The sequence below is a fragment of the Algoriphagus marinus genome (assembly GCF_001936475.1).
Lineage (GTDB): Bacteria > Bacteroidota > Bacteroidia > Cytophagales > Cyclobacteriaceae > Algoriphagus > Algoriphagus marinus.
Genome location: NZ_MSPQ01000006.1, coordinates 160,153 through 183,761, shown reverse-complemented (window position 1 = coordinate 183,761; position 23,609 = coordinate 160,153). Strand labels below are relative to the sequence as shown.

General features: G+C 39.8%; 15 protein-coding genes. 11 read left to right on the top strand and 4 right to left on the bottom strand.

Translation table 11 applies throughout. The features are described from left to right. The first annotated feature begins 40 nt into the window (after nt 1-40). From BVC88_RS11280 to BVC88_RS11245, 8 genes are all read left to right on the top strand, one after another. Nucleotides 41-2,452, top strand: a complete 2,412-nt coding sequence (locus BVC88_RS11280) for an ABC transporter permease (protein ID WP_075350789.1) — start codon at nt 41-43, stop codon at nt 2,450-2,452. A 150-nt stretch (nt 2,453-2,602) separates the two neighbouring features. After that, entirely contained in the window at nt 2,603-5,014 is a 2,412-nt protein-coding gene (locus tag BVC88_RS11275) for an ABC transporter permease (protein WP_075350788.1), read from the top strand. A 269-nt stretch (nt 5,015-5,283) separates the two neighbouring features. Next, complete coding sequence (locus BVC88_RS11270; protein ID WP_075350787.1) at nt 5,284-7,695, top strand: outer membrane beta-barrel family protein; 2,412 nt, start codon at nt 5,284-5,286, stop codon at nt 7,693-7,695. Between the two features lie 285 nt (nt 7,696-7,980). Continuing rightward, nucleotides 7,981-8,568 carry a 3-keto-disaccharide hydrolase gene (locus BVC88_RS11265; RefSeq protein ID WP_245803633.1) on the top strand — a complete coding sequence of 196 codons (588 nt, stop codon included), beginning with the start codon at nt 7,981-7,983 and terminating at the stop codon, nt 8,566-8,568. A 27-nt stretch (nt 8,569-8,595) separates the two neighbouring features. Continuing rightward, on the top strand, nt 8,596-9,945 hold the full coding sequence (locus BVC88_RS11260; RefSeq protein ID WP_075350785.1) for a Gfo/Idh/MocA family protein: 1,350 nt from the start codon (nt 8,596-8,598) through the stop codon (nt 9,943-9,945). 243 nt (nt 9,946-10,188) lie between these two features. Then, on the top strand, nt 10,189-12,588 hold the full coding sequence (locus BVC88_RS11255) for an ABC transporter permease (RefSeq protein ID WP_075350784.1): 2,400 nt from the start codon (nt 10,189-10,191) through the stop codon (nt 12,586-12,588). A 133-nt stretch (nt 12,589-12,721) separates the two neighbouring features. Continuing rightward, nucleotides 12,722-13,396, top strand: coding sequence for an ABC transporter ATP-binding protein (locus BVC88_RS11250; RefSeq protein ID WP_075350783.1), 675 nt, complete (start codon nt 12,722-12,724; stop codon nt 13,394-13,396). After that, nucleotides 13,383-14,732, top strand: coding sequence for a TolC family protein (locus BVC88_RS11245; RefSeq protein WP_075350949.1), 1,350 nt, complete (start codon nt 13,383-13,385; stop codon nt 14,730-14,732). Before BVC88_RS11250 ends, BVC88_RS11245 begins: the two co-directional genes overlap by 14 nt. A 192-nt stretch (nt 14,733-14,924) precedes the next feature. On the opposite strand, the gene BVC88_RS11240 is transcribed toward BVC88_RS11245, so the two are convergent. The 4 genes from BVC88_RS11240 to BVC88_RS11225 all read right to left on the bottom strand — a co-directional run bounded on the left by BVC88_RS11240 (nt 14,925) and on the right by BVC88_RS11225 (nt 18,667). Next, on the bottom strand, nt 14,925-15,770 hold the full coding sequence (locus BVC88_RS11240) for an OmpA/MotB family protein (protein ID WP_075350948.1): 846 nt from the start codon (nt 15,768-15,770) through the stop codon (nt 14,925-14,927). Between the two features lie 203 nt (nt 15,771-15,973). Next, nucleotides 15,974-16,567 carry a DUF4136 domain-containing protein gene (locus tag BVC88_RS11235; protein WP_075350782.1) on the bottom strand — a complete coding sequence of 198 codons (594 nt, stop codon included), beginning with the start codon at nt 16,565-16,567 and terminating at the stop codon, nt 15,974-15,976. 223 nt (nt 16,568-16,790) lie between these two features. Next, a complete protein-coding gene (locus BVC88_RS11230) occupies nt 16,791-17,669 on the bottom strand; it encodes a cation diffusion facilitator family transporter (RefSeq protein ID WP_075350781.1) in 879 nt (292 codons plus the stop codon). An 80-nt stretch (nt 17,670-17,749) separates the two neighbouring features. Further along, nucleotides 17,750-18,667, bottom strand: coding sequence for an NAD-dependent epimerase/dehydratase family protein (locus BVC88_RS11225; RefSeq protein ID WP_075350780.1), 918 nt, complete (start codon nt 18,665-18,667; stop codon nt 17,750-17,752). 105 nt (nt 18,668-18,772) lie between these two features. Between BVC88_RS11225 and BVC88_RS11220 the strand changes: the two genes are divergently transcribed. From BVC88_RS11220 to BVC88_RS11210, 3 genes are all read left to right on the top strand, one after another. Beyond that, complete coding sequence (locus tag BVC88_RS11220; RefSeq protein WP_075350779.1) at nt 18,773-20,410, top strand: FAD-dependent oxidoreductase; 1,638 nt, start codon at nt 18,773-18,775, stop codon at nt 20,408-20,410. A gap of 252 nt (nt 20,411-20,662) precedes the next feature. Next, on the top strand, nt 20,663-21,004 hold the full coding sequence (locus BVC88_RS11215) for a PadR family transcriptional regulator (RefSeq protein ID WP_075350778.1): 342 nt from the start codon (nt 20,663-20,665) through the stop codon (nt 21,002-21,004). Continuing rightward, complete coding sequence (locus BVC88_RS11210; RefSeq protein ID WP_075350777.1) at nt 20,994-23,600, top strand: FtsX-like permease family protein; 2,607 nt, start codon at nt 20,994-20,996, stop codon at nt 23,598-23,600. Before BVC88_RS11215 ends, BVC88_RS11210 begins: the two co-directional genes overlap by 11 nt. The last annotated feature ends 9 nt before the right edge of the window (nt 23,601-23,609 follow it).

Genomic DNA, 23,609 nt, shown 5'->3' with positions numbered 1-23,609 from the left:
TTCAAATTTTTCAATTTTTCAATTTTATAATTATTAGAAAATGTTCAAAAACTACTTTAAAATCGCCTGGAGGAACCTGCTTAGAAATAAGCTTTATTCCTTTGTGAATATTTCAGGTTTGTCAATCGGTATGACGGTCTGCATATTGATTATGCTTTTTGTGAATTATGAACAGGATTTTGATAGCTTTCACAGCAAAAATATTTATCGGCTAAATGAAGTTCAGAACTGGGAGGGAATGGTCGCTCCCCAAAAGGTAGCGCTGTCCATGTATCCCATGGGGCCAACACTTTTAGAGGAATTTCCGGAGATTAAGAATTTTACACGACTAAGCTTGGCGGGGGAACTCAAGGTTAAAGATGAAAATAAGGAGACCATCCTTTCAAAAACCGTATGGGCGGACTCTTCCTTTTTCCAGCTTTTTGATTTTAAACTCATCGAAGGAAACCCGGAAACTGCTCTCAAGGATCCTTTCAGTATAATTTTGACTCAGGAAAGTGTAGAGAAAATATTTGGAAATAGACCGGCTCTTGGTGAGGTTTTATCGCTTGCAACGCAAGACACCATTTCCTACACCGTGACTGGGGTGATGGAAGATTTTCCGGAAAACTCCCATTTACAATTTGATGCACTGAGCTCATTCAATAGCTATGTTGGCCCACAGGCTATAGAAAACTGGGGAGGCAATTGGCTGACTACTTACTTGGAATTGGGAGAGGATGTGAATATTGAAGAGTTGGAGAAGAAGTTTCCGGATTATCTTCTTTCCCACATGGATGAAAAAGAAGCGGATGGCTACGAGTTGTTACTTCAGCCCATAGCGGATGTTCATGCCGGATCCTCGGACATCACGCATGATTACCTTAATTTTCAGAAGTTCGACAAAGCCTACACTCGCATCTTTTTTTACATCGCGATTCTGGTCATGGTGATTGCTGCGCTAAATTTTGTCAATCTCTCCACCGCTAAATCCATCAATCGCGCCATGGAAATCGGGGTGAGAAAAGTGTCAGGCGCCACGAAATCCAATCTTTATTTTCAGTTCATCGGTGAATCGATATTTATCAGTTTGATAGCGATGTTTTTTGCCTTGGTATTGGTTGGGTTTTTCCTTCCTTCACTTAATCAATTCAGTCAGCGATCCCTCGTATTTCCGATTCTATCGGAACCATTTACTTTGATTTACATCCTTTCTGGAGCGGTTTTGATTGGGATCTTGTCAGGTCTTTACCCAGCCTTGTACTTATCAGGTTTTAAACCTGCGGGAATATTGAAAGGGGCAGACCTGAAGATTGGGAACAAATCAGGATTCAGGACTTCGCTTGTAGTGGTACAGTTTTCAGCTGCGATATTTTTGATCATCTCCACTATTTTTGCAAGCAGGCAATTAAGCTACATGCAGGAGAAAGACTTGGGTTTTGCCTATGATCAAATTGTGACGATCCCCTTTGGCAATCAGCCGATCGAAAAGTATGAGCCTTTCAAACAGCAACTGCTAAGCAATTCTTCGGTCCAAAGTGTATCAGCTTCAGGTCAGAGACTAGGGAATAATCTGCACCAGACCTCCATGATTTTTGAGGGAAAAGAAGATACTCGTGAGCTATCGACTTCGCATCTTGTCGTGGATCCCGACTTTGTCAGTCTGTACCAAATGGAATTGGTAGCAGGAAGAAACTTTAACTCCAACAACAAAGCCGAAAGCGGGAAAGGCTTTATCATCAATGAATCCTTAGCCAAAGAATTGCTTTCGGCTGAAAGCGAAAATGCAACTCTGGAATCGTTAATCGGAAAGCCCTTTGGCTTTGGTTGGTCCGATTCTTTGGGTCAGATCGTCGGAGTAGTCAGAGATTTTAATTTCAATTCTCTTCATCACAAGATCGAAACGCTATTTATGGTCCGGGAGGAAAACTGGGGCTATGCTGAGATTTCTATTAAAATCAACGGCTCACAAGCCCAAGAGGCAATTGTGGCTATCGAAACTGTTTGGAACCAGTATTTTCCGGAAAGAGAGTTCGAATATAGTTTTCTGAATACCCATTTTGAGGAACTGTATCGGGCCGACCGCACGGTGAATTACATCGTAGGCTTGCTGACGATACTTTCCATTTTGATTTCCTGCTTGGGCTTGTTCGGTTTGGCCTCATTCGCCACCGAGCAGCGGGTCAAGGAAATAGGAATTCGAAAAGTATTGGGAGCATCAGTGGCTAAAGTGGTGATGCTACTTTCCAAAGACTTCGTTAAGCCGGTCTTTTGGGCAATTCTCCTAGCTGTTCCGATTTCATGGTTTGCGGTCAATCAATGGCTGGAAGACTATGCCTATCGGATCAGTTTCGAATGGTGGATCGTAGGAATTGCAGGAGGTTTTGCTTTGTTATTAGCATTGCTAACAGTAAGCTTTCAATCAATTAAAGCAGCCATTGCCAATCCAGTTAAAAGCTTAAAAAGCGAATAGGATTTGTGATTTACGATTTGAATCCTGATGGAAATTGGGATAATAGATTCCTGAAACAGTTAAACGGGGATTTAGAAATGAAAAATATCCAATGATGAATGCCAAATCATGAAGAAATCTAACCCGACAACTACGACAACCCTTTAAACTATGCTCAAAAACTATCTAAAAATCGCTTGGAGGAACATCTTCCGAAATAAAGTCAGATCTGCAATCCATATTCTTGGACTTTCGATCGGGATAGCGATCTGCTTTTTGATTTTCAATGTGGTCACTCACTCCTATAGCTTTGATCGCTTTCATCCCGATGTAGAGCGGATTTATCGCATCAATACCATGACAGATTGGGGCGATGGGGGAGCTTTTCCTAATTCCGGCACTCCAGGTCCGTTGGGTGAGGTGATCCAAGATGAAATTCCCGGTATCGCTCAAAAGGGAAGACTTTACACAGGATATCAGACCCTGGTAGCTGATCCATCAAGCAATCGATCATTTGGGCGTTCAAATTTTGTCACATATGCCGATGCCGGTTTCTTTCAGATTTTTCCAAGGACATGGTTGGCTGGTAATCCCAAAACTGCATTGGAGCAGCCTAACAGTCTGGTGATTTCAGAGGCTAGTCTTCACAAATATTTCCCGGGTTCAGACGCTGATGATGTGTTGGGGAAGGAACTTTTGTTTATTGATCCCGATAGTATATCGGCACAAATCACAGGTGTAGTTGCTGACTTTACAGAGAATTCTGATTTTATTTTTCATGACTTCATTTCTCTAAGTACTATTCAAACTGACGAACTCAAGGAATGGTACGGACTGCATATTTGGGGTTCCGTCAATTCGAGTTCCCAACTTTTCGTAAAGCTTAATCCAGGTGTGGATGTTGGGTCAATCGATAAAGCTTTTGAATCTTTAGTCGAGAAGCATTTTGAAGTGGATGAGGATTCTAAGACAAGTTTCTTTGCAGAGCCATTGGCAGAAATGCACTTTTCGCAAAACTACGCTGATGATCAGGTTTCCAAAGTCTTTTTGAATGGCCTGATTTCTATCGGCTTGATCATTTTGGTACTGGCGAGTTTGAATTTTATCAATCTTGAAACCGCCCAAGCCATCAATCGGGCAAAAGAAGTGGGGATCCGAAAGACAATAGGAGGGAGTAGAGGAGAGTTGATTTTGCAATTTTTATCCGAGACTTTTCTTCTGGTAATGATCAGTACCTTACTGGCACTTGTTCTGGTGGAGGGGTTACGACTTTCATTTTCTACTTATCTACCTGGAGATTTTAGAATAGATTTTTTATCAGGTTCTAATTTGATTTTCTATTTGGCATTTCCAATTGTGCTCACTTTAGTGACGGGGATTTATCCTTCCTTGATTTTGTCAGGATACCAGGCACAGCGGGCTTTGAAAGGTGAATTTTCAAAAGTGGGTAAGTTTTCTTTAGGAGCTTTCCTCCGGAAAAACCTGACCGTGCTTCAATTCGCCTCTTCCATTTCATTTATCATTTTGGTTTTGGTGCTTAATTCTCAGCTCAAATTTGTAACGAGCCAGCCTTTGGGGTTTGACAAAGAAGCGGTGCTCTATACTTCATTGCCTTTTATGTCTGATCCGGATAAAATGCTGCAACTTCAAAATCGCATGAACCAAGAGTCTTCGGTAGCCGCTTCCAGTTTGAGTGGGAGTTTAGTGTCGTCCAACAGTCTTTGGACCTCAGATGCCTACATTCCTGTGGACACTACAGAAAAGCAGATTTTCGTCCAAGTCATGAATGTGGATTCGGCTTTTGTGCGGGTGAATGGAATTCCGCTGTTAGCTGGAACTGCCTCGATCAAAAGTGATGACGAGCTGATCGTGAATGAAAATTTCCTGAAAGAAGCTGGAATTAATTCTATTGAGGAAGCGATTGGATTACAGATCGGACATGGAGGGAAAGAATTTAAAATCATAGGCGTGATCGGGAATTTTCATTCGAGAACACTACGCGAGGGAATCCGGCCGATGCTGATGAAGCGGGAACCGACTTACTTCCAAACGGTAAGCGTGAAGCTTTCTAGTGATCAAAATTTGGCTGAAGCCAAGCAAAATCTTGAGAGTATCTATCAATCGATCTATCCAAATGAAGAAGCTTCTTTTAGCTTTCTCGATTCGCAGATTGAGAAGTTTTATGCTGAAGATCTCAAAATCAGGAATGTTTTAGGCTTTGCCTGTGGCTTGGCAATCTTGATTAGCTGTATGGGATTGTTTGGACTTTCTTCCTTTACCATAGCGCAGCGTACCAAGGAAATCAGCATCCGAAAAGTACTCGGTGCCACTTTGCAACAGATCTTATTTCTGATCTCCAAAGACTATTTGATTTTGGTGGGTGTCGCTTTTTTACTTGCGGTGTATCCTTCCTATTATTTCCTGAATGATTGGCTGAATGGCTTTAATACCAGAATCGAGATGCCTTACCTGATCTTTGCTGCAGCAGGACTTGGAGTAATGGCGATCTGCCTGATCATAGTTGGAGTGCATTCTTATATCGCTTCGCAAAGCAATCCTGCGAAGGTGCTGAAAAGCGAGTAAGAAATGTAAGTAAGAAGTTTGAAATTAGAAGTCTGAAAAACCAACCCAGAAATGGAAAAGCTATTATTTTTGAGGTTGGTTTTTTGGATTTAGGATAGGAGGTTAATTGTTTGAGCTAATCCTAAATTTTCGAATTGAGAGCTAAGTGGGCTTAAGAAACAATGATTCACGATTCAGTCTTATTTTCTCCTTAATTTATTTAGGAGGTGATTACCCGTGTTAAATTATTTCGATTTTTGAGTTGTTGGAATGTTTGAATACAATGCCTCATGAAAAAATCAATTTTGGTTTTCATTTTTATAATCCTTGGAGGTTTTAACAACCTTTTTTGCCAATCCATAAAAGTCAAACTCTCCGGAAAAATCATTGAAGAAACTACCCAAGAGCCTTTGCCCTATGTGAATGTTTTGCTGAAGAAAATTAGTGATTCTACTTTTGTGACGGGCTCAATTTCCGATGATGCTGGGTTATTTGTTCTCAATGATGTGAACTCTGGTGAATATGTTTTAGAGGCAAGTTTTATCGGATTTGAATCGTTGAAAGTGCCGGTTTTTGTTGGGTCAAATTCTCCCTTTTTAAATTTGGGTGAGTTGAGTTTGAAGGCTTCTTTTCAGGAGTTGGGTGAAGTGGAAGTTGTAGGTCAGCAAGATGCGGTCGGAACCAAGCTGGATAAAAAGACTTACGACCTTTCTGATAATATTAGCCAAACAGGTGGTTCTGTGCTTCAAGCCATGCAAAATCTCCCCGGAGTGGCGATTCAGGAAGGGAAAGTGCAGATCCGAGGCAATGATCGAATTACTGTTTTAATAGATGGCAAGCAAACAGCCTTAACTGGATTTGGAAATCAAACCGGCTTGGATAATCTGCCTGCCTCAGCTGTGGAGAAAATCGAAATCATCAATAATCCTTCGGCCAAGTTTGACACAAATGGAAATGGAGGGATCATCAATATCATCCTGAAAAAAGAGCAAAAGCAAGGTGTAAATGGCAGTGTAGGTTTAGCACTCGGTCTTGGTGCTATGTGGGAGAAGAAGGCAAATCTGCCGGGTATTCGACCACAATACCAGAATACTCCAAAAATCAATCCATCGCTTTCTTTGAATTTCAGAAAAAAGGATCTGAATTTTTTCATTCAAGCTGATAATCTTTACACGCAGACACTAAATAAAAATGAGTTTGTCGTCCGAACCTATAATGATGGTACTATCATCAATCAGCAACTTAAGCGGAATCGGAATACGAACTTTCTGACCACCCGGGCTGGCGTGGATTGGTCCATTAATTCTGCAAATACTTTAACCATTTCAGGACTTTTTGGAAGCGAAAAAATTATTGATCGAGGGGATCAACCTTTTTATAATGCTGATTATTCAGAGCAGTTGAGACTTTGGCAGTTTCTTGAAGATGAATTGAAAACGACTGTGATGGCTACAGCAGCCTTTCAGCACAAGTTTTCTGATCCAGGTCATACACTTTCAGCAGGGATGAATTACACCTTCCATCGAGAGGATGAGCAATATTTCTTCACCAATACACTTCCCAATTCGGTAGGCCAAGACGCATTCAAGTTATTGTCAGATGAGAATGTTTTGGACTGGACCCTAGACTATGTGAAACCATTAAGGCAGGGCCGATTGGAGATGGGGATGAAGTTGCGAAGACGTTGGATTCCGACGAATATGCAGTTTTTCCCGGGATTGAATTCGCCTATCGATTCACTAGCTGGAGGTGCTGCTACCTATAGGGAGACCATACCAGCTGTCTATGGTAACTACATTTATGAAACCAAAAAGTTGGAAGCCGAGATCGGACTTCGGGTAGAGTATGTAAATCTGAATTATGAAGTAAATCCAGATCACCCAACTTACAAAAGTGATGGTTATAACTATTTCCAACCTTTCCCCAATACCCGGATTTCTTATAAAGTCAATGATTTCAATAAGTTGACGCTTTCCTATAATCGAAGAGTAGATCGACCTAATGAAGTGGACATTCGAATCTTCCCGAAATATGATGATGCTGAGATTATCAAAGTCGGAAATCCAGCTTTAAAGCCCCAGTTTACCAATTCATTTGAGTTAGGATGGAAGGCAGGTTGGAACTCCGGCTATTTATATTCCGCCATTTATCATCGGATGGTTAATGGTACGATTACGAGAATTTCCACTACAGTTCCTGACAGCCGATTGATCTATGCCATTTTCCAAAATGCAGATAAAAGCTATAACAGTGGAATTGAATTGATCTGGAATCAAGAAGTGAACGACTGGTATACTTTTGATTTAAACCTGACTGGCTATCATAATCAGATTGATGCATTTACAGTAGAAAACTTATATCCAAAGCCACATACTTTCACGGCTGAGAAGCAGGAGGTATTCTCTGGGAATGTGAAATGGAATTCTAAGTTTAAGTTTTCGGAAAACTTCAGTGGACAGGTTTCTGTCATTTATCTCGCTCCGGATTTGATTCCTCAAGGTAGGATTGATTCCAGGTTTTCAGTAGATGTAGGTTTGAAGCGGGTTATTCAGAATGGAAAAGGTGAAGTCTTTTTTAATGCCACTGATCTATTCAATACTTTGGTGATCAATCGAACCATTCAAGGAAATGACTTTAGCTATACCAGTGCGGATTATTACGAGACACAAGTGCTAAGAATCGGATATACCCGGAAGTTTTAGGACGAGTCATTAGTCTCGATTTAATATTAGCCAAGGGTTTAAACCCTTGGCTCTGTTTTGCTAATCCACAAGTTTTCTTTTTCAAAAAAATCAACAAACCTCCACTGGTGTAATAAATATTTTTAAGTAAGTTTTTCGAAGAGAATTTCCCCTGAAAAGTTATCTTGCAGATAAGATTCAAGAGTAACATCCCGAAGTTAATTCCTCTTACTTATGAACAAACCCATTTTAACCACTCTCATTTTAACTTTTTGCGTTTTTTCTTTTGTTTCATTTGGACAAAAAATGGAAAATGAAAAAGGCTTTACTCAACTCTATAACGGAAAAAACCTAGATGGTTGGGTGGGGAATAAAGAATCCTACCGATCAGAAAACGGGTTGATCATCATCGACCCCAAAGGAAAAGGAGGTGGAAATCTTTACACCGAAAAGGAATATAGAGACTTTGTTCTCCGCTTTGAATTTCAGCTAACCCCCGGCGCTAATAATGGTTTAGGAATTCATGCCCCATTAGAAGGCGATGCGGCCTATGTAGGCAAGGAAATTCAGATCTTAGATAATACCGCTTCCAAATACAAAGGACTGAAAGAATACCAATTTCATGGTTCAGTCTATGGCGTCATCCCGGCAAAAAAAGGCTTCTTAAAGCCTGTTGGAGAATGGAATCAACAAGAAGTCATCGTACAGCATCCCAAAATTACAGTGATTCTAAATGGCACAGTGATCTTGGAAGGAGACTATTTGGAAGCAAGTAAAAATGGAACATTGGATGGACAGGATCATCCTGGTCTCAAGCGTGATAGAGGACATATTGGCTTTTTGGGTCATGGAGATGTGGTTCATTTCAAAAACATCAGAATTAAGGAATTGTAGGCATATAAGAATCAAAAAAAGAAGGATATGAGTAAAAAATTCACATTTATCGACCGACGGGATTTCATCAAGAAAACAGGTCTTGGACTATTTGGATTAGCATTAACTCCAGCTGCACTGGCAAATGTCAAAGCAGGTGGTAGACTTCGTACCGCACATATTGGAGTTGGAAATATGGGGATGGAGGATCTGAAGGCTATTTCTTCACACGAATTGGTAGATGTCACGGCACTATGCGATGTAGATGTCAATAATATTGCTGCTGCATCGAAGCTTTTCCCAAATGCTCGGACGTATGGAGATTACCGAACTATGCTAAAGGATATGGAAAATGAAATTGATGCAGTAATTGTATCTACTCCAGACCATACCCATGCTCCAGCATCATTGATGGCTATGAAGATGGATAAACCTGTTTATTGTCAAAAGCCATTGACTCATTATGTGACTGAAGCTCGAAAGATGAAGGCTTTGGCGAAAAAGAAAAATCTTGTTACCCAAATGGGGATTCAGGTTCACTCCTTTTATGATTATAAATTAGCTACGCTCTTGATCCAATCTGGAATCATCGGCAAAGTGCATACGGTTCGTGCTTGGTCTCCTAAAAACTGGGGCTACGATGGTCCTGAGCCTCTTGGAAGTGATCCGATCCCTGAGACTTTGGATTGGAATCTTTGGTTAGGAACTTCGGCTGAGCGACCGTATAAAGAAAATGTATATCACCCTGGAAATTGGAGACAGTTAGTTGATTATGGATGTGGAACCTTGGGGGATATGGGTGTCCATATTTTTGATACCCCGTACAACGCACTTGAGCTTGATGTACCTCGCACTATTGTTAATGAATGCAGGGAGCCCAATGGTTTTGGCTATCCGGTGAATAATATTGTGACTTACGAATTTCCTCAAACGCCATATACTACCGAAACATTGAAGTGGGTATGGTATGATGGACCAGGAGCTCCACCAGCCCATGAGGATTTGATTCTGCCAAATGGAGATGAGCTTCCTGATCAAGGAGCTATGTTTTTGGGAGAAAATGGAAGACTATTACTTCCACATTTCCAGCAATTGCCTCGAAAAATTGTTGATGGGAAATATGTTGAAATGGACATTGAGTCTTTCAACTTGGGTAAGCCGGTAAAAGATTACGCTTCAGAGAGTAAAAAGCACTACCACCAATTTGTGGATGCTTGTCTTGGGAAAACCGAGACTACCGCTCCATTTGATTACTCTGCTCGATTGACAGAAACCATCCTCTTAGGTGTGATTGCTGGTCGGTTCCCAAATGAGACCCTTCATTGGGATAGTAGAAAAGCTAAGTTTGCAGAGAAAAAGGCAAATAAGTTTTTGAATGGTAAATACAGAAAGTTTTAAAAAGAACTGAAGAATCAAATTGATTTGTCCGCCACCGAACAAAAATGTTCGAGAAAACAGCTAGTGAAAATCTAAATAAAGGCCTCTGAAGCTAATTCAGGGGCTTTTTTTATGGCATAAAAGTGGAACTGATTAATGTAGAATTTAAAATGTAAAATGTAAAATTGATATTTTAGGAATGGGTAATCTTCCAATCCACCACGGCGGATAAATAATTTCAATTTTAAAATCTTCCAATTTATTATGTGGAAAAACTACCTTAAAATTTCCTTCAGAAACCTTAGAAAGCGGAAGCTTTACACTGGGATTAATTTGCTAGGTCTGACAGTAGCTCTGGTTAGTTTTATCGTTATAGCCCTTTACATCAACCACGAGTGGAGCTACGATCGGATGTATGCTGACTACGATCGAATCTATAAAATCAATCAGGAGTTCGTCTCCAATGGAGAATCTCAGTTGGTCGGTTCTTCGCCTTCTTTACTTCCTGTTACACTTTTAGAGGAATTCCCGGAAGTTGAAAATGCCACGCTTATTTTCGATTTGAGTATTTTTTCATCGGTCATGATTGATGCAGGTGAGGGAAGTCAGGAAGAAAATCACTATGCGATGGTGGATGAGCATTTCTTTGAGGTTTTCGATTTTGATCTGATCGCGGGCCAAAAGACTGGAATTCTCTCTGAACCAAATCAAATCGTTTTAACAGAATCAACGGCTAAGCGCTATTTTGGGTCGGCTTTTAATGCAGAGGGAAAATCTTTAAAAGTTGATGGTAAAGACTTTTTGATCACAGGTGTGATGGAAGATTTTCCAAGTAATAGCCATCTAGCTTTTGAATTTTTGGCTTCCTTCAAATCACATAGACATAGTCGCGAGCCAGAATGGTCTCCAAGTAATTATTACAATTATGTGAAGCTGAAGCCAGGAACTGATGTAGCTGCTTTCGAAGCCAACATGGCAGAAATGGTGGAGAAATACTTAGGTGCGGACTTAGCAGAATACGGCTATGAAACAGCTTTTTTTACTCAGCCCGTTACAAATATCCACTTAGGAGATCCTACCTTGAGTACGATCAAGCCAGGAACAGATATTAAATACATTTATATTTTTGGGGTGGTTGCGATCTTATTGATTGCCATTGGAATCATTAATTATGTGAATCTGGCTACTGCCGAAGCTACCGAAAGAAACAAAGAAGTCGGCCTTCGTAAAGTGATGGGAGCCGATCGAGTTCAACTTTTTGGACAATTCGTTTCTGAATCCATGATCCTTTCTATGGGTGCGATTTTGTTTAGTATTCTGGTTATCTATTTGGTTGCTATTCCTTTTGAGAATTTCGGAGGTGTTCCTTTAGACTTGAATTTATTGTTTTCACCTATTGGGATTACTAGTCTTTTGGGGTTATTTCTTGCTGTAGGACTATTGGCTGGTTTTTATCCCTCGCTGATTTTATCAGGAATGGAGCCGATGAAAGCTTTAGGAAACAAATTGAAAATAGGAGGTGGAGCTTGGGTGAGGAAGTCACTGGTTGTCTTTCAGTTCTTTGTTTCGATGGGACTCCTTATTTCCACTTTTGTGGTAAAGAGTCAGTTGGACTTTATGCGGGAAGTGAATTTGGGTTATGATAAAGAACAAGTCGTCGCCTTGAATTATCATTATAACATGAGAGAGTCTATCCCAACACTTCGAGAGGAGATGATTCGATCGGGAGCGGCGGTTTCTATTGCCAGAGCAGCTGATATGCCTCATGATGTGAAGGCGGGGTACAAGATTTTCCCGGGAGGAGACAATAGCCGTGAGTTTATGATTACTGGATACGCGGTAGATCCAGACTTGATTGAGACCATCAATTTGGAGCTGCTGGCAGGAGAAAATTATACTGAATCCGATCCTGTAAGGAGAGGTCTTGAAGAAAATGGAGAGATGCCAATCCTATTAAATGAATCCGCCATAGCGGAAATGGGTTGGACTTCTCAGGATGCGATTGGAAAAAAAATAAACGTAGGATTCACCAATAACGCAATAGTAAAAGGAATTGTGAAGGATTTCTATTTCAGTTCCCTTCACCAAAAAGTAGGTCCAATGGTGATCTTTAATGATCCTGAAGAAGCGAATGTGCTTTTGATAAAATTGGCTGCTGGAAATCCGACTGCGAATCTCGCCTCAATTGAGGCTGTCTGGAAGAAACTGGTTCCAGGTCGCCCTTTCAATCCTAAGTTTTTGGATCAGGAGTATGCTAATCTCTACCAATCAGAGCAAAAAGTGGGTTTGATTTTCGGCTTATTTTCAGGAATAGCAATCTTCATTGCATGCATGGGGCTTTTTGGATTGGTTTCTTATGTGGCTTTGAGAAGGACCCGAGAGATTAGTATTCGAAAAGTTCTGGGCGCTACCCAAGGAGATGTACTCAAAGTATTGTCTTTAGATTTCTTAAAGCTTCTTGGGGTCTCAGCAGTTTTGGCGATTGGATTTGGAATTTGGTTTTCGGATTCTTGGCTAGCGGCTTTTGCTAACCGAACGGCTTTAACGATATGGCCATTTGTGATTGCTATTTTGGCAGTCTTGATCTTGGCAGTCTTGACAATTGGCTACAGAAGTTGGAAAGTATTCCGATTAAATCCATCCAAGACACTGAAAAGTGAATAATGGGATTTTTGATATAAGATTTAGGATTTATGATTTCTAAAGTATCGTCATTTCGAGACCATCAACCTCCATCTTCTCCAATTCATCCGCCACAAATTTTACAATCTTTCAATTTTACAATTTTCAAATTCTAATGATACAACTCAAAAACTTAGATAAATTCATCGAGTCCCGTTTCCAACGGGTCTTTATTCTGAAAGGGATTGACCTTACCATCAATGAGGGAGAATTTCTCACACTTATGGGACCAAGTGGTGCGGGGAAATCAACCCTGTTAAATATTTTAGGTTTGCTGGATGAGGATTATGAGGGCGATTATTCTTTTGGAGATCGAAGTATCAAATCCATGAAAGAACGAGAGCGCTCTGCCCTGCATAAAAGTGAGTTTGGATACATTTTTCAAGCCTATCATTTGATTGATGAGTTGACTGTCTATGAAAATATAGAGACACCGCTACTTTATAGAAATGTCTCTTCTTCTGAGCGAAAAAGTATCATAGCCAACTTAATGGATCGATTCAATATGGTGGCGAAAAAGGATCTGTTTCCGGCGCAGCTTTCCGGAGGTCAGCAGCAGCTTGTTGGGATTGCTAGGGCAGTTGCAGGAAGGCCTAGGGTTCTGCTTGCAGATGAGCCAACAGGGAATCTTCATTCGGGTCAGGCTAAAGAAATCATGGAGATTTTCCAGGAACTTCACCGTGAAGGAACGACTATTATTCAGGCTACACATGCACGGGAAAACGCAGATTTTGGTACCCGGTTAATTAATATGCTAGATGGTAAAATTGAAAGTGATGAAGCTATTTAATTGGATAAATATTTATTTGAGTGTTGGGATTTCTTTTCTTTTTTCAGGGGAAATTTTTGCTCAAGACACGTTGAAAATTGATTTCCGAGAGGCAGTGGAATTAGCGTTGCAAGCTAATGTAAACTACCAAACTCAACTCAATGCGATGGAGGTCTTACAAAAAGAAAAGCAAGTGGCAATGTTTTCTCATTTTCCTTCTGTCGGGTTCAATACTACTTTTGCGCAGCAGTCAGGTCAGCAGTTTCAACAGATTGAGGGAGAAATCGTGGTAACAAATGTGACTAATGAGATTATCTCCTCAGGATTGAATTTAAATATGCCAATATTCAATTCCGGAAGAAGAATTCTCGATTCCCAATCTGCAAAATTGGCTTATGATGCGGGCGAAAAAGGGCTGGATCGTGCGAGTCAACAAGTAGTTTTTGATGTCGCAAGGAGGTATTTACAAGTTTTATTGGATCAGGAATTACTTCGAATTGCCACTGAAAATCTTGCTAATCAAAAGGAGCAATTGAGACAGATTCAAGGATTTGTAGATGCAGGTCTACGGACCCTTTCTGATCAATACAATCAACAATCTGAAGTAGCTCGATTAGAATCTGTATTGGTGGACGCTCAGGTACAATTGGAAAATGACCTTTGGGATCTTTCTGAATATTTGCAATTACAGCCAGGTGTAACCCCAGAATTGACTCCTGTAGATGCTTCAGCAAGGGAGAATAGTCTGCAAGATCTCCCAATGGATGAACTTTATGAAATCGCAGCTACTAATCGTGCCGACAAAGCACAGCAAGAACTTCTTGTGAATTCTACCAAAAAGGACTTGAAAGCTATAAAGGCAATGTACTATCCACGTCTTTCGGCTTTTTACAATTATTCAACATTCTTTACTTCATTGGATAATAGGTCTATTCAAGAACAGTTATTGAAAATCTACCCACAAAATAATTTAGGATTGAATCTCACAATTCCGATTTTCAATAATTTCCAAAACCGACTGGATGTAAGCAGGAGTAGAGTTGCATATAAAAACCAAGAAATTCAAAAGGCAGCTATAGATCGGAAAGTCTATCAGGATGTGAGATTAGCTTATCAAAATTACCAAGCCGCCATCCGAAAAACAGCAAATACGGATGTGCAAGTATTTGCTGCCAAGGAGGCTCAATTAGCTATTTCGGAGCGTTTTAGACTAGGGCTTTCCAATTTTGTGGATTTGGCTACCGCAAATCAACAGCTCGTCGCTGCCCAGGCAGATCAAGCTCAATCGGTTTATACCTTGTTTTTCCAGGAGGTTTTGATGAAACACGCTTTGGGTACCTTGGAAGTGTTGGATTAGTTTGGCTAAAGTCTTCAACCATTTTTCCAGGGGTCATGAAAAAGTATGAAGAATATTTAAGGCGAATTGGAAGTATTAGTCTTAAGAAATTTGAAATAATAGTTTTTTAAAACTTTATGAATCAGAAAAACAGAAAAAAAGAGCAAGCCAATTTGGCTTGCTCTTTTTATTACTAATAGTTGGTTTTTCTTTTTAGAGCATTGCAAAGAACATATCCAGATCTGGGATCAGAACGATTCTAGTTCTTCTGTTGATTGCCATATTTTCAGGTGAGTCATTTTCTACCAAAGGCATATAGCTTGATCTTCCTGCAGCGATCATTTTCTCGGGTGCTACATTGTAGTCATTTTGAAGCTTTCTGATGATGCTTGTTGCTCGCTTTACAGATAGATCCCAATTGTCCTGAATTACCCCTGTAGAGATAGTTCTAGGATCTGTATGACCTTCGACCATGATTTCCAGACTAGGTTCTGCATTGATCAGTTCGGCAAGCTTCTTCAATAATGGATCTGCTTTAGAATTGATTCTATAGCTACCCGTATTGAAAAGTAATTTGTCAGATACTGAGATCATCACAACGGTATTTTCAATACTGATTTTGATATCGTCACTATCTTCTCCTGTAGTATCTGAGATATTTTGAGTGAGGTTATATTCTACAGCCAGATTGACAGAGTCTTCCATAGTACGAGCCTCGGCTAGTTTGGCAGGATCTACTTTTGCCAAAGTAGCTTTCATTTTTTCTTTATTATTCTTTGACATCAAAGTGGCACCCTCTAGGGTAAGCATTCCATCGTTTTGAAGTGATAGGTGATCGTTGGTGTCTTTTAGTGAATTGATTCTCGCATTGTATTCAGCGACTCTTGCTTCTATGATTGACATTTTTTCTTCAAGCTCTGCCTTTTCTTGATTGGTCATAGCTAGTTCAGTCTGAGTCTGGAAGAGATTGCTTTCAAGAGCTGTGTATTTCTTTTTTGAAACACATGATACTGTCAATGCAGCGCTAAGAATTCCCGTCAAAATGATCGTTTTTTTCATTGTTGGTTTGTGTTGTTTGGTATCATCAAATCCAAAACGATTGCCAGAAAAATGCTGAAGCATATCAAAAAGTAAAAAGCCTCTCTATATGATATAGGAGGCTATTTATACTAAAAATAAAGGGTTAATAGGTATTAGAATAGATTTATAAATTCTATGAAAGTTGTAGAGGAAAGCAACAGGTTGCCCGTAAAATTGCCCGACTAACGGGGAGATTCTCCAAATCGGTTGACAATTTTAAATTCATTCATAACCCGATAAGCAGCTCTTGTGATGTCAGCCTGAAAATCCGGAGAATTGAAATCAAATCGGGTAGGAGTATAGCCCTGCCAAATGGTATTGCCAAGCTTGCTATCAATTACATAAATCACAAGCATACCTTCATTTTTACTATATCTTACCATATTGTAAGTTTCATCTTTTTCCTGCTCTCGAGCTAACTCACCTTCCTCGTCTCGATAAGTGGTTCCTCTACGCTTTAGCCAGTAGTCAAACTCAGGCTGTACATAGCCACGATAGCTTATTGAATCTGTGAAAATCTTATAGCTTACCAACATGTCAGGTTGAACTGGTTTTTCTTTGAATCCCTGTGACCCGAGTCTTGCACCAATAGTCGCATTCAATACTGGCGAAATCATAGAAGAATCACCTTCATTTGTCTCTACAAAAGCAAAGGTTTTATATTTTTTGAAAGATCCTTGATAGTTATAATCGTACTCAGTGACGTAATCTTTCTGGGAAAAACATCCACATGTGATTACTGCAATTAATGCGAAGAGAAAGTAGATCTTTTTCATACTTAAATTATATTTGGTTGAGGGCTAAAAGAACAACAGTTAAGTAACAAGTAATGGGGAATGATGTTTAATCAATTACTTGTTGTTCAACCGAATACCCACTTTAATTTATTCAAAATCTTTTAAAAAAAATCATTTCAACTATAATGATTTTGATTTTGTCTTCTGCTTAACAAAAAATAATCAATCCAAGCCTAGGAAGTACTTCGATTTGCTAATCAATTCAGGACCTCATGAGGCATTCTTCCTGATCATCTTCTATCTCTATGGTATAATGTGAAAAGGGATAGGCCTTTAGCAGTTTTTTTATTTCGGTTTTAATTTCATTCAATTCAATTAAAGTTTCGATTGGTTTGAGCTTTACATGAACTGTAAAAACATGGTGCTCACCTTCGAGTGACCAAATGTGCATGTGATGAACCGAATCGACTTTTTCCAGTTCACATATTTTTGATTTGATTTCATCCAGCGACACGTCTTCCGGTACGGCTTGGAGAAAAATCATAATCGTTCCTTTTAGATTTTTAAAAACATTCCAAAGGATAAAGATGGAAATGCCCAATGATAGGGCAGGGTCAAGCCAAGGGATTTCTTTAAAATAAAGTACTACTCCGGCTATCAATACAGCTGCCCAACCTAGGACGTCTTCAATCAAATGCCAACTGATTACTTTTTCGTTTTGAGATGATCCTTTAGATACTTTAAAGGCGGCGTATCCATTGACAAGAATGCCAAGAAGTGCAAATAGTATCATCCCCTGAGCATCTGATACCTCCGGATTTTGAAAACGTTGGATTGCTTCACTGATTAGATAGATCGATCCCAGTAGGAGGATCAGGGCATTGACAAAGGCTCCAGCTAAAGAAAAGCGTTGAAACCCAAAGGAAAACTGGCTGGAAGCGGATTTCTTGGACTTCTTATCCAGATACCAAGCCAAGCCTAAGGAAAAACTGTCTCCGAGATCATGAACCGCATCTGAAAGAATTGCAACTGAATTGGTGTAGATTCCTCCGACAATCTCTAAAATGGTAAAAGCTAAATTGAGGAAAAAAGCAAGCTTAAGGTTCGAATGTGTATGATGGTGTGAATGATCGTGGGACATATTTAATACTCTAATTATTCCTTAATATAGAAAACGAGCCATGAAAGGAAACTTCAATTGAAAGTTTAAAATAAATCTCCCTAAAGGCAAGAGGCCAGCCCAACTTCAATTGGAGTTGGTTTCAAGCCATATACTTTCTCGATTTTTGAGGAGTCAAAACAATAATCCGAATCTGTCTGGTAGCGTAGCTCTTTGATTTCGCGAAGCGGAGCAATAAATAATCCTAACAAACTCACAGCAAAGGCCGGTAAAACTTGAAGTTTTAGATTTTTTCCAAGTTTCTTATTTAAGATCGCAGTGACTTCCTGACCTGATGGATAGGCTGGATCAGTTGGGAGATGCCAACTTTGATTCCAGGAATCTTCCTGTTGAGCCAAAAATGCAGTAGCCTTGCCAGCATCTGGGATATAAGTAAAGGAGTGTTTTTTGTCTCCTGCGTAAAGCCATTGTGGGCTTTTTCCAGCTTTTATTTTATCGATAACCAACTCATTCAAAAAGCTATTAGATGCACCTGGCCCATAAAAGTCAGCTGCTCTTGCCACCAAAGCAGTGAGTTTGCCTGCTTTGACATCTTTCCAAAGCATATCCAAAATTTCCTTTCTTACTTTCCCTTTTTCACTTTGCGGAGCCATAGTACTTTCTTCAGTCAGGTGACTAACTTCGTTGGGATCGAAGGCATACATGTTGTCAAAAAAAACCAACTTTGCCCCATGTGTAATGCAAGCATCCAGTGCATTTCGCATAATTATCGGCCAGTCTCTCTTCCATATTTTTTTATTGTATTGGATTCCAGCCAAAAGGAAAACTACTTCTGATCCTTTCACAGCCTTAGAAACCTCTGCTGCATTTAAAAGATTTCCTGGGAAAAGCTCATTTGAATCGTTCACTTTTTTTGGATTTCTGCTGAATTGCCGAATGATAGTCTTGGGCTGTGCCAAAGCTTTGGATACTTCTTGAGCAATATTACCATTGGCACCTAAAATCGTGTAAGTAGTCATGATGAATAGTCGGTATATAGGTTGGAAGAAAAGTGATTCTTATGTAGCTTTTGGGTACTTCAGTTTTTTTAAAGTTCTGATTTTCTAATTTCTATCCATCATTCTATGAAATTTATTTTATCGCTTTTTCTCCTTTTGTACTGTACGGTTTCATTTTCTCAAGATTACTATCAATCAGATATTATTATTTATGGGGGCACTTCTGCGGCCATTACTGCTGCAGTCCAAGCTAAAAAGCTTGGGAAATCGGTTATTGTCGTATCTCCTGACCAGCATTTGGGGGGCCTATCTTCAGGAGGCTTAGGTTTTACCGATACGGGAAATAAATCTGTGATAGGCGGACTTGCTCGTGAGTTTTACCATCGGGTTTATCTTCATTATCAAACCGATTCTGCCTGGAAATGGCAAAAGCGAGAAGAATATGGGAATAAAGGTCAGGGAACTCCTGCTATGGATGGAGAAAACCGCACGATGTGGATTTTTGAACCGCATGTTGCGGAGAGGATTTTTGAAGATTTTGTGGCAGAAAACTCCATTTTAGTCATGCGTGATGAATGGTTAGACCGAACCACAGGTGTACGAAAGGAGGATGGCAGAATCAAATCAATTAAAACCCTTTCAGGGAAAGTATTTGAAGGGAAAGTATTTATTGACGCAACCTATGAAGGCGATTTGATGGCTGCTGCAGAAGTGAGCTACCATGTCGGTCGCGAATCCAATGCTACCTATGGAGAAACTTGGAATGGTGTTCAAATTGGGGTTTATCAGCATAGACATTATTTCAAAAACCCGGTAAGCGCTTATCAAATCCCAGGAGATCCTACGAGTGGCCTTTTGCCAGAAATTTCCTCAGAACCTCCCGGTGTAAATGGACAAGGAGACACTAGAATTCAAGCGTACACTTTTCGACTGGCCATGAGTAGAAACCCAGCCAATCGAGTTCCATTTGAAAAGCCAGAGAACTATGACCCTGCGCGATATGAGCTCTTAGCACGTGTGTATGAGACTGGATGGGATGAGACTTTCGATAAATTCGATCCCATTCCAAATCTAAAGACCGATACTAACAATCATGGGCCTTTTAGTACGGATTATATTGGTAAAAACTACGAATACCCTGAGGCAAGGTATTCAGAAAGAGAGGCAATCATAAAGGATCATGAGATCTATCAAAAGGGTTTACTTTATTTTCTTTCCCATGATCCACAGGTTCCCCAAAAAGTCAGAGATAAAATGGCTCAATGGGGATTGGCAAAGGACGAATTTAAGGATAATGGGAATTGGCCGCATCAGATCTATGTCCGTGAAGCAAGAAGGATGATAGGGGATTATGTGATGACGGAATATGATGTTTTGGGTGATAAAGAAGTGCCTCAGCCTATAGGAATGGGTTCTTATTCGCTTGATTCTCATAATGTCCAGCGTTTTGTGACTGAAGACGGTATGGTTCAAAATGAAGGAGATATAGGTGTTCACCCTAAAAATCCTTATTCCATTTCCTATGGTACGCTAATTCCAAAAAAATCTGAATGCGAAAATTTGCTGGTGCCGGTTTGTGTTTCGAGTTCTCATACAGCTTTTGGGTCGATCCGAATGGAGCCTGTATTTATGATTCTAGGGCAGTCAGCTGCAGCAGCTGCAGTCTTAGCGATTGAAAGTGGACTTTCTGTTCAGGATATTTCATACTCAAAGCTTGAATCGATTTTACTTCAAGAAAATCAGATTTTATCTTTGAAGTATTGAAAAGCCTATTCAAGCTCCAAGACCGCAAACCATTAAAAGCTTTGGTTCTAGGTCTATCCAGAATTACAAAACTTTTAAAATTCACTTGAGTAATTAAGAATAGTCTATTAGACTTTTCTAGCTCGATTCTCATTATTCACTTTTTAAAAAAAAACTCATCCCTGATCAACTCTATTTCATCACGTTTATTTGTTTTACAAATAGGTATCAAATATATTAGATTCATATTTGTAAAAGTAATAAAGTCAAGAAATGAAAGGATATCATTTAGGAGAGCTGGAAGAGTTGGTTTTGCTGACAGTAGGCATTCTTGATCAGGAAGCTTACGGAGTCTCTGTTTTGGAAGAAATAAAAAACCAAACCGGGCGAAAGGTTAATATCAGTGCTATTCATACTGTTTTGAATCGCTTGGAGGAAAAGGGGTTTTTAGATTCTCAAATGGGTGGAGCCACCGAGGAAAGAGGAGGTAGACGCAAGCGACTCTTTCGAATCTCTGCAAGTGGAAGGTCGGCCATTACCGAAATCAGAACTTTACGAAATAAGCTATATGACCAGATTCCGCCTCTCGCTTTAGATTTTTCTCATGGATACTAAGCTGAAGCATTTTCCTCCAAAATGGGCAGATCGTTTTCTGGAGTTTTACTGCGCTGAATCCAAACTAGAACAGATTCAAGGAGATGCTTATGAAATTTTTTACCTGAATTTGGAAGAAAGAGGTTTGGCTTACGCTCGATTTCGATTTTGGATTCATGTATTCAGCTTTTTCAGATGGAGTAATATCAAGCGAACTAAGACCAAATACTATCATTCAAATTCAACTGCCATGTTTAAGAACTACCTCAAAATCGGCTGGAGAAATCTCCTCAAGCAGAAAGCGACCACTTTCATTTCGGTTTTTGGTCTCGCCTCTGCAGTGGGTTGCTGCCTAGTAGCATATCTCTTTATAGCCAACATTTGGTTTAAAGGGATGCTACAACCCAATAAGAATGAAATCTATCAGTTGACCTATACGATTGATGAGGAAGAAGGAAAGGTTACCTACGGTACTGTAGCAGAACCAATCGCTGAACTACTCTCAAATGAATTTACTCAAATAAAATCCCAAAGTAGGGTAAAACAGGGATTGCCAATTTTGATCTATCAAACTGAAAGCTTCTACCAGCGCGTTAATTATGTTGACCCTGGCTTTATGGATATGTTTGTGTATCGCATGGAGTATGGCTATCCGCAAGCATTGACTGAGCCGGATCAGGTGATTTTGACTTTTGAGCTTTCAGAGAAGCTATTTGGTGATACGCATCCTGTCGGGCAAGAGATCAGCCTTGTGACTGATGGAGAAGAGAAACGATATAAAGTAGGAGGGGTTATGAAAAAGTTGAATGATATGGAAATATTCAATTTTGATCTCTTGGTAAATTTGGAATCTATCGAATTAGAAAAGCCACAAGTCTCTTTAAAACAATCTTGGGATGCTGAACAATGGACTTTTGTACAATTGGAGAAAGGTGTAAACCCTGCAGAACTTCAAGCAGGGTTAGCCTCAATAAAAAAACGACAAAACGAAATCAATTCAGAAAATCCTTACCTCAGTTTGGATTTAATTGCCTATACCGATTTGGTGTATCAAATTGGGAAAATTGAAAATGGCGTACGAAATTTTTTAGGATTGGGTCCTCAGATTTTGTTAGGAGCAATAGGACTATTTATTCTGATTTTGGCAGTTTTCAATTACATCAATATTTCTATTTTGATGGCTTCTAAGCGGCTAAAGGAAATCGGTGTTCGAAAAGTTATAGGAAGTCGGAGAGGACAATTAATCGCACAGTTTTTAAGTGAGAACCTGATCGTTTGTTTTTTCGCCTTATTCATCGGTTGCCTTTTGGCAGTATTTATATTGCTCCCGGGTTTCAATCAAGTTGCTTCGAAAAGTCTGAAGCTCGACTTGCTTCATGACCCCTACATCTGGATGTTTTTGATAGGATTGATGGGGTTCATCACTTTGGTATCCGGTCTGTATCCCGCTGTTTTTGTATCAGGTTTTAAGCCAGTGACTATCTTAAATGGTAATCAGAAATTGGGGTCTAAGAGCTTTATGACAAGTGTTTTACTTACTTTTCAGTTTACTCTCGCCATTATCAGTATTGTAGCAGGAATTGCTTTTCTCCAAACCAATTACCTTAATGAGAATCGAGACTGGGGATATGATAATTCGGATAAAATTATTGTGAATGTACCTGATACGAAAGCATATTTCACTCTGAAGGATCAAATTTCAGCCATTGCTTCAGTAAAAGAAGTGAGTGGAAGTGAAAATTTTATAGGAAATGGGGCTGAGGAAAAAGAAGTGACTTATCAAGACCAGAAGTATGAGGTGGATTACCTAGAAGCGGAGGCTAATTATGCGGAAGTTCTTGAGCTAAGATTGATTTCGGGAAGATTTTTGGATTCAAATCTAATCTCTGATCAGACGCAATCCATTCTAGTCAATGAGCGATTTATGACAGATTTGGGATTGAGTTTTCCAGTTGAAGAATCGATTGTTTTGGATTCTGTAAATTATCAGATTGTGGGTGTGGTTAAAGATTTTCATATGACTTTCTTCCAGCGGCCGATCGTGCCGATGGTCATTCGTTCTGGTTCTGATTCTATTTATAACTACCTGACCCTCCAAATGAGCCCTGGGACTGCACTTTCAGCTATGGATTTGGTGAAGAAAACCTGGCGTGAGGCAATTCCCGCAGGACTATTTGAAGGCAAGCTTCAGGCAGATGTTTTTGAGCGTGAGTATTCCGATGTGCGCGGTATCCAACACATTATCATTTTTGCGGCTGTTTTGGCAGTGATTCTGGCTGCAATGGGTTTGTTTGGACTAGTTTCTTTGAATATGAATTCTAGGATCAAAGATTTCTGTGTACGAAAAGTATTCGGCGCTGGGACCAGCGATCTTACAAAAAAGCTTTTTAAGCGCTACCTGATTAGTTGGGGAATTGCTTCAATTCTAGGAGGAGGTTTAGCCTTTGTGATTGTAACTCAATTCTTGGATAGTTTCTTTGCCTTCCATGCCGGTGTTGGTTTTATTCCGATTGCTACCGGCTTGATGGTTTTGCTATTAGTGATTGGGTTGACTGTTAGTTCTCAAATCTGGAAGGTAGTAAAAGCCAATCCGGCAAATATTTTGAAAGCGGAGTAGATTAAAAAA

Excerpts from the sequence above, each read along its gene's own strand:
- BVC88_RS11220 (WP_075350779.1), top strand. The coding sequence starts at position 18,773 with ATGAAATTTATTTTATCGCTTTTTCTCCTTTTGTACTGTACGGTTTCA.
- BVC88_RS11280 (WP_075350789.1), top strand. The coding sequence starts at position 41 with ATGTTCAAAAACTACTTTAAAATCGCCTGGAGGAACCTGCTTAGAAAT.
- BVC88_RS11265 (WP_245803633.1), top strand. The coding sequence starts at position 7,981 with ATGGAAAATGAAAAAGGCTTTACTCAACTCTATAACGGAAAAAACCTA.
- BVC88_RS11250 (WP_075350783.1), top strand. The coding sequence starts at position 12,722 with ATGATACAACTCAAAAACTTAGATAAATTCATCGAGTCCCGTTTCCAA.
- BVC88_RS11260 (WP_075350785.1), top strand. The coding sequence starts at position 8,596 with ATGAGTAAAAAATTCACATTTATCGACCGACGGGATTTCATCAAGAAA.
- BVC88_RS11270 (WP_075350787.1), top strand. The coding sequence starts at position 5,284 with ATGAAAAAATCAATTTTGGTTTTCATTTTTATAATCCTTGGAGGTTTT.
- BVC88_RS11230 (WP_075350781.1), bottom strand. The coding sequence starts at position 17,669 with ATGTCCCACGATCATTCACACCATCATACACATTCGAACCTTAAGCTT.
- BVC88_RS11240 (WP_075350948.1), bottom strand. The coding sequence starts at position 15,770 with ATGAAAAAAACGATCATTTTGACGGGAATTCTTAGCGCTGCATTGACA.
- BVC88_RS11225 (WP_075350780.1), bottom strand. The coding sequence starts at position 18,667 with ATGACTACTTACACGATTTTAGGTGCCAATGGTAATATTGCTCAAGAA.
- BVC88_RS11210 (WP_075350777.1), top strand. The coding sequence starts at position 20,994 with ATGGATACTAAGCTGAAGCATTTTCCTCCAAAATGGGCAGATCGTTTT.
- BVC88_RS11255 (WP_075350784.1), top strand. The coding sequence starts at position 10,189 with ATGTGGAAAAACTACCTTAAAATTTCCTTCAGAAACCTTAGAAAGCGG.
- BVC88_RS11235 (WP_075350782.1), bottom strand. The coding sequence starts at position 16,567 with ATGAAAAAGATCTACTTTCTCTTCGCATTAATTGCAGTAATCACATGT.
- BVC88_RS11215 (WP_075350778.1), top strand. The coding sequence starts at position 20,663 with ATGAAAGGATATCATTTAGGAGAGCTGGAAGAGTTGGTTTTGCTGACA.
- BVC88_RS11245 (WP_075350949.1), top strand. The coding sequence starts at position 13,383 with ATGAAGCTATTTAATTGGATAAATATTTATTTGAGTGTTGGGATTTCT.
- BVC88_RS11275 (WP_075350788.1), top strand. The coding sequence starts at position 2,603 with ATGCTCAAAAACTATCTAAAAATCGCTTGGAGGAACATCTTCCGAAAT.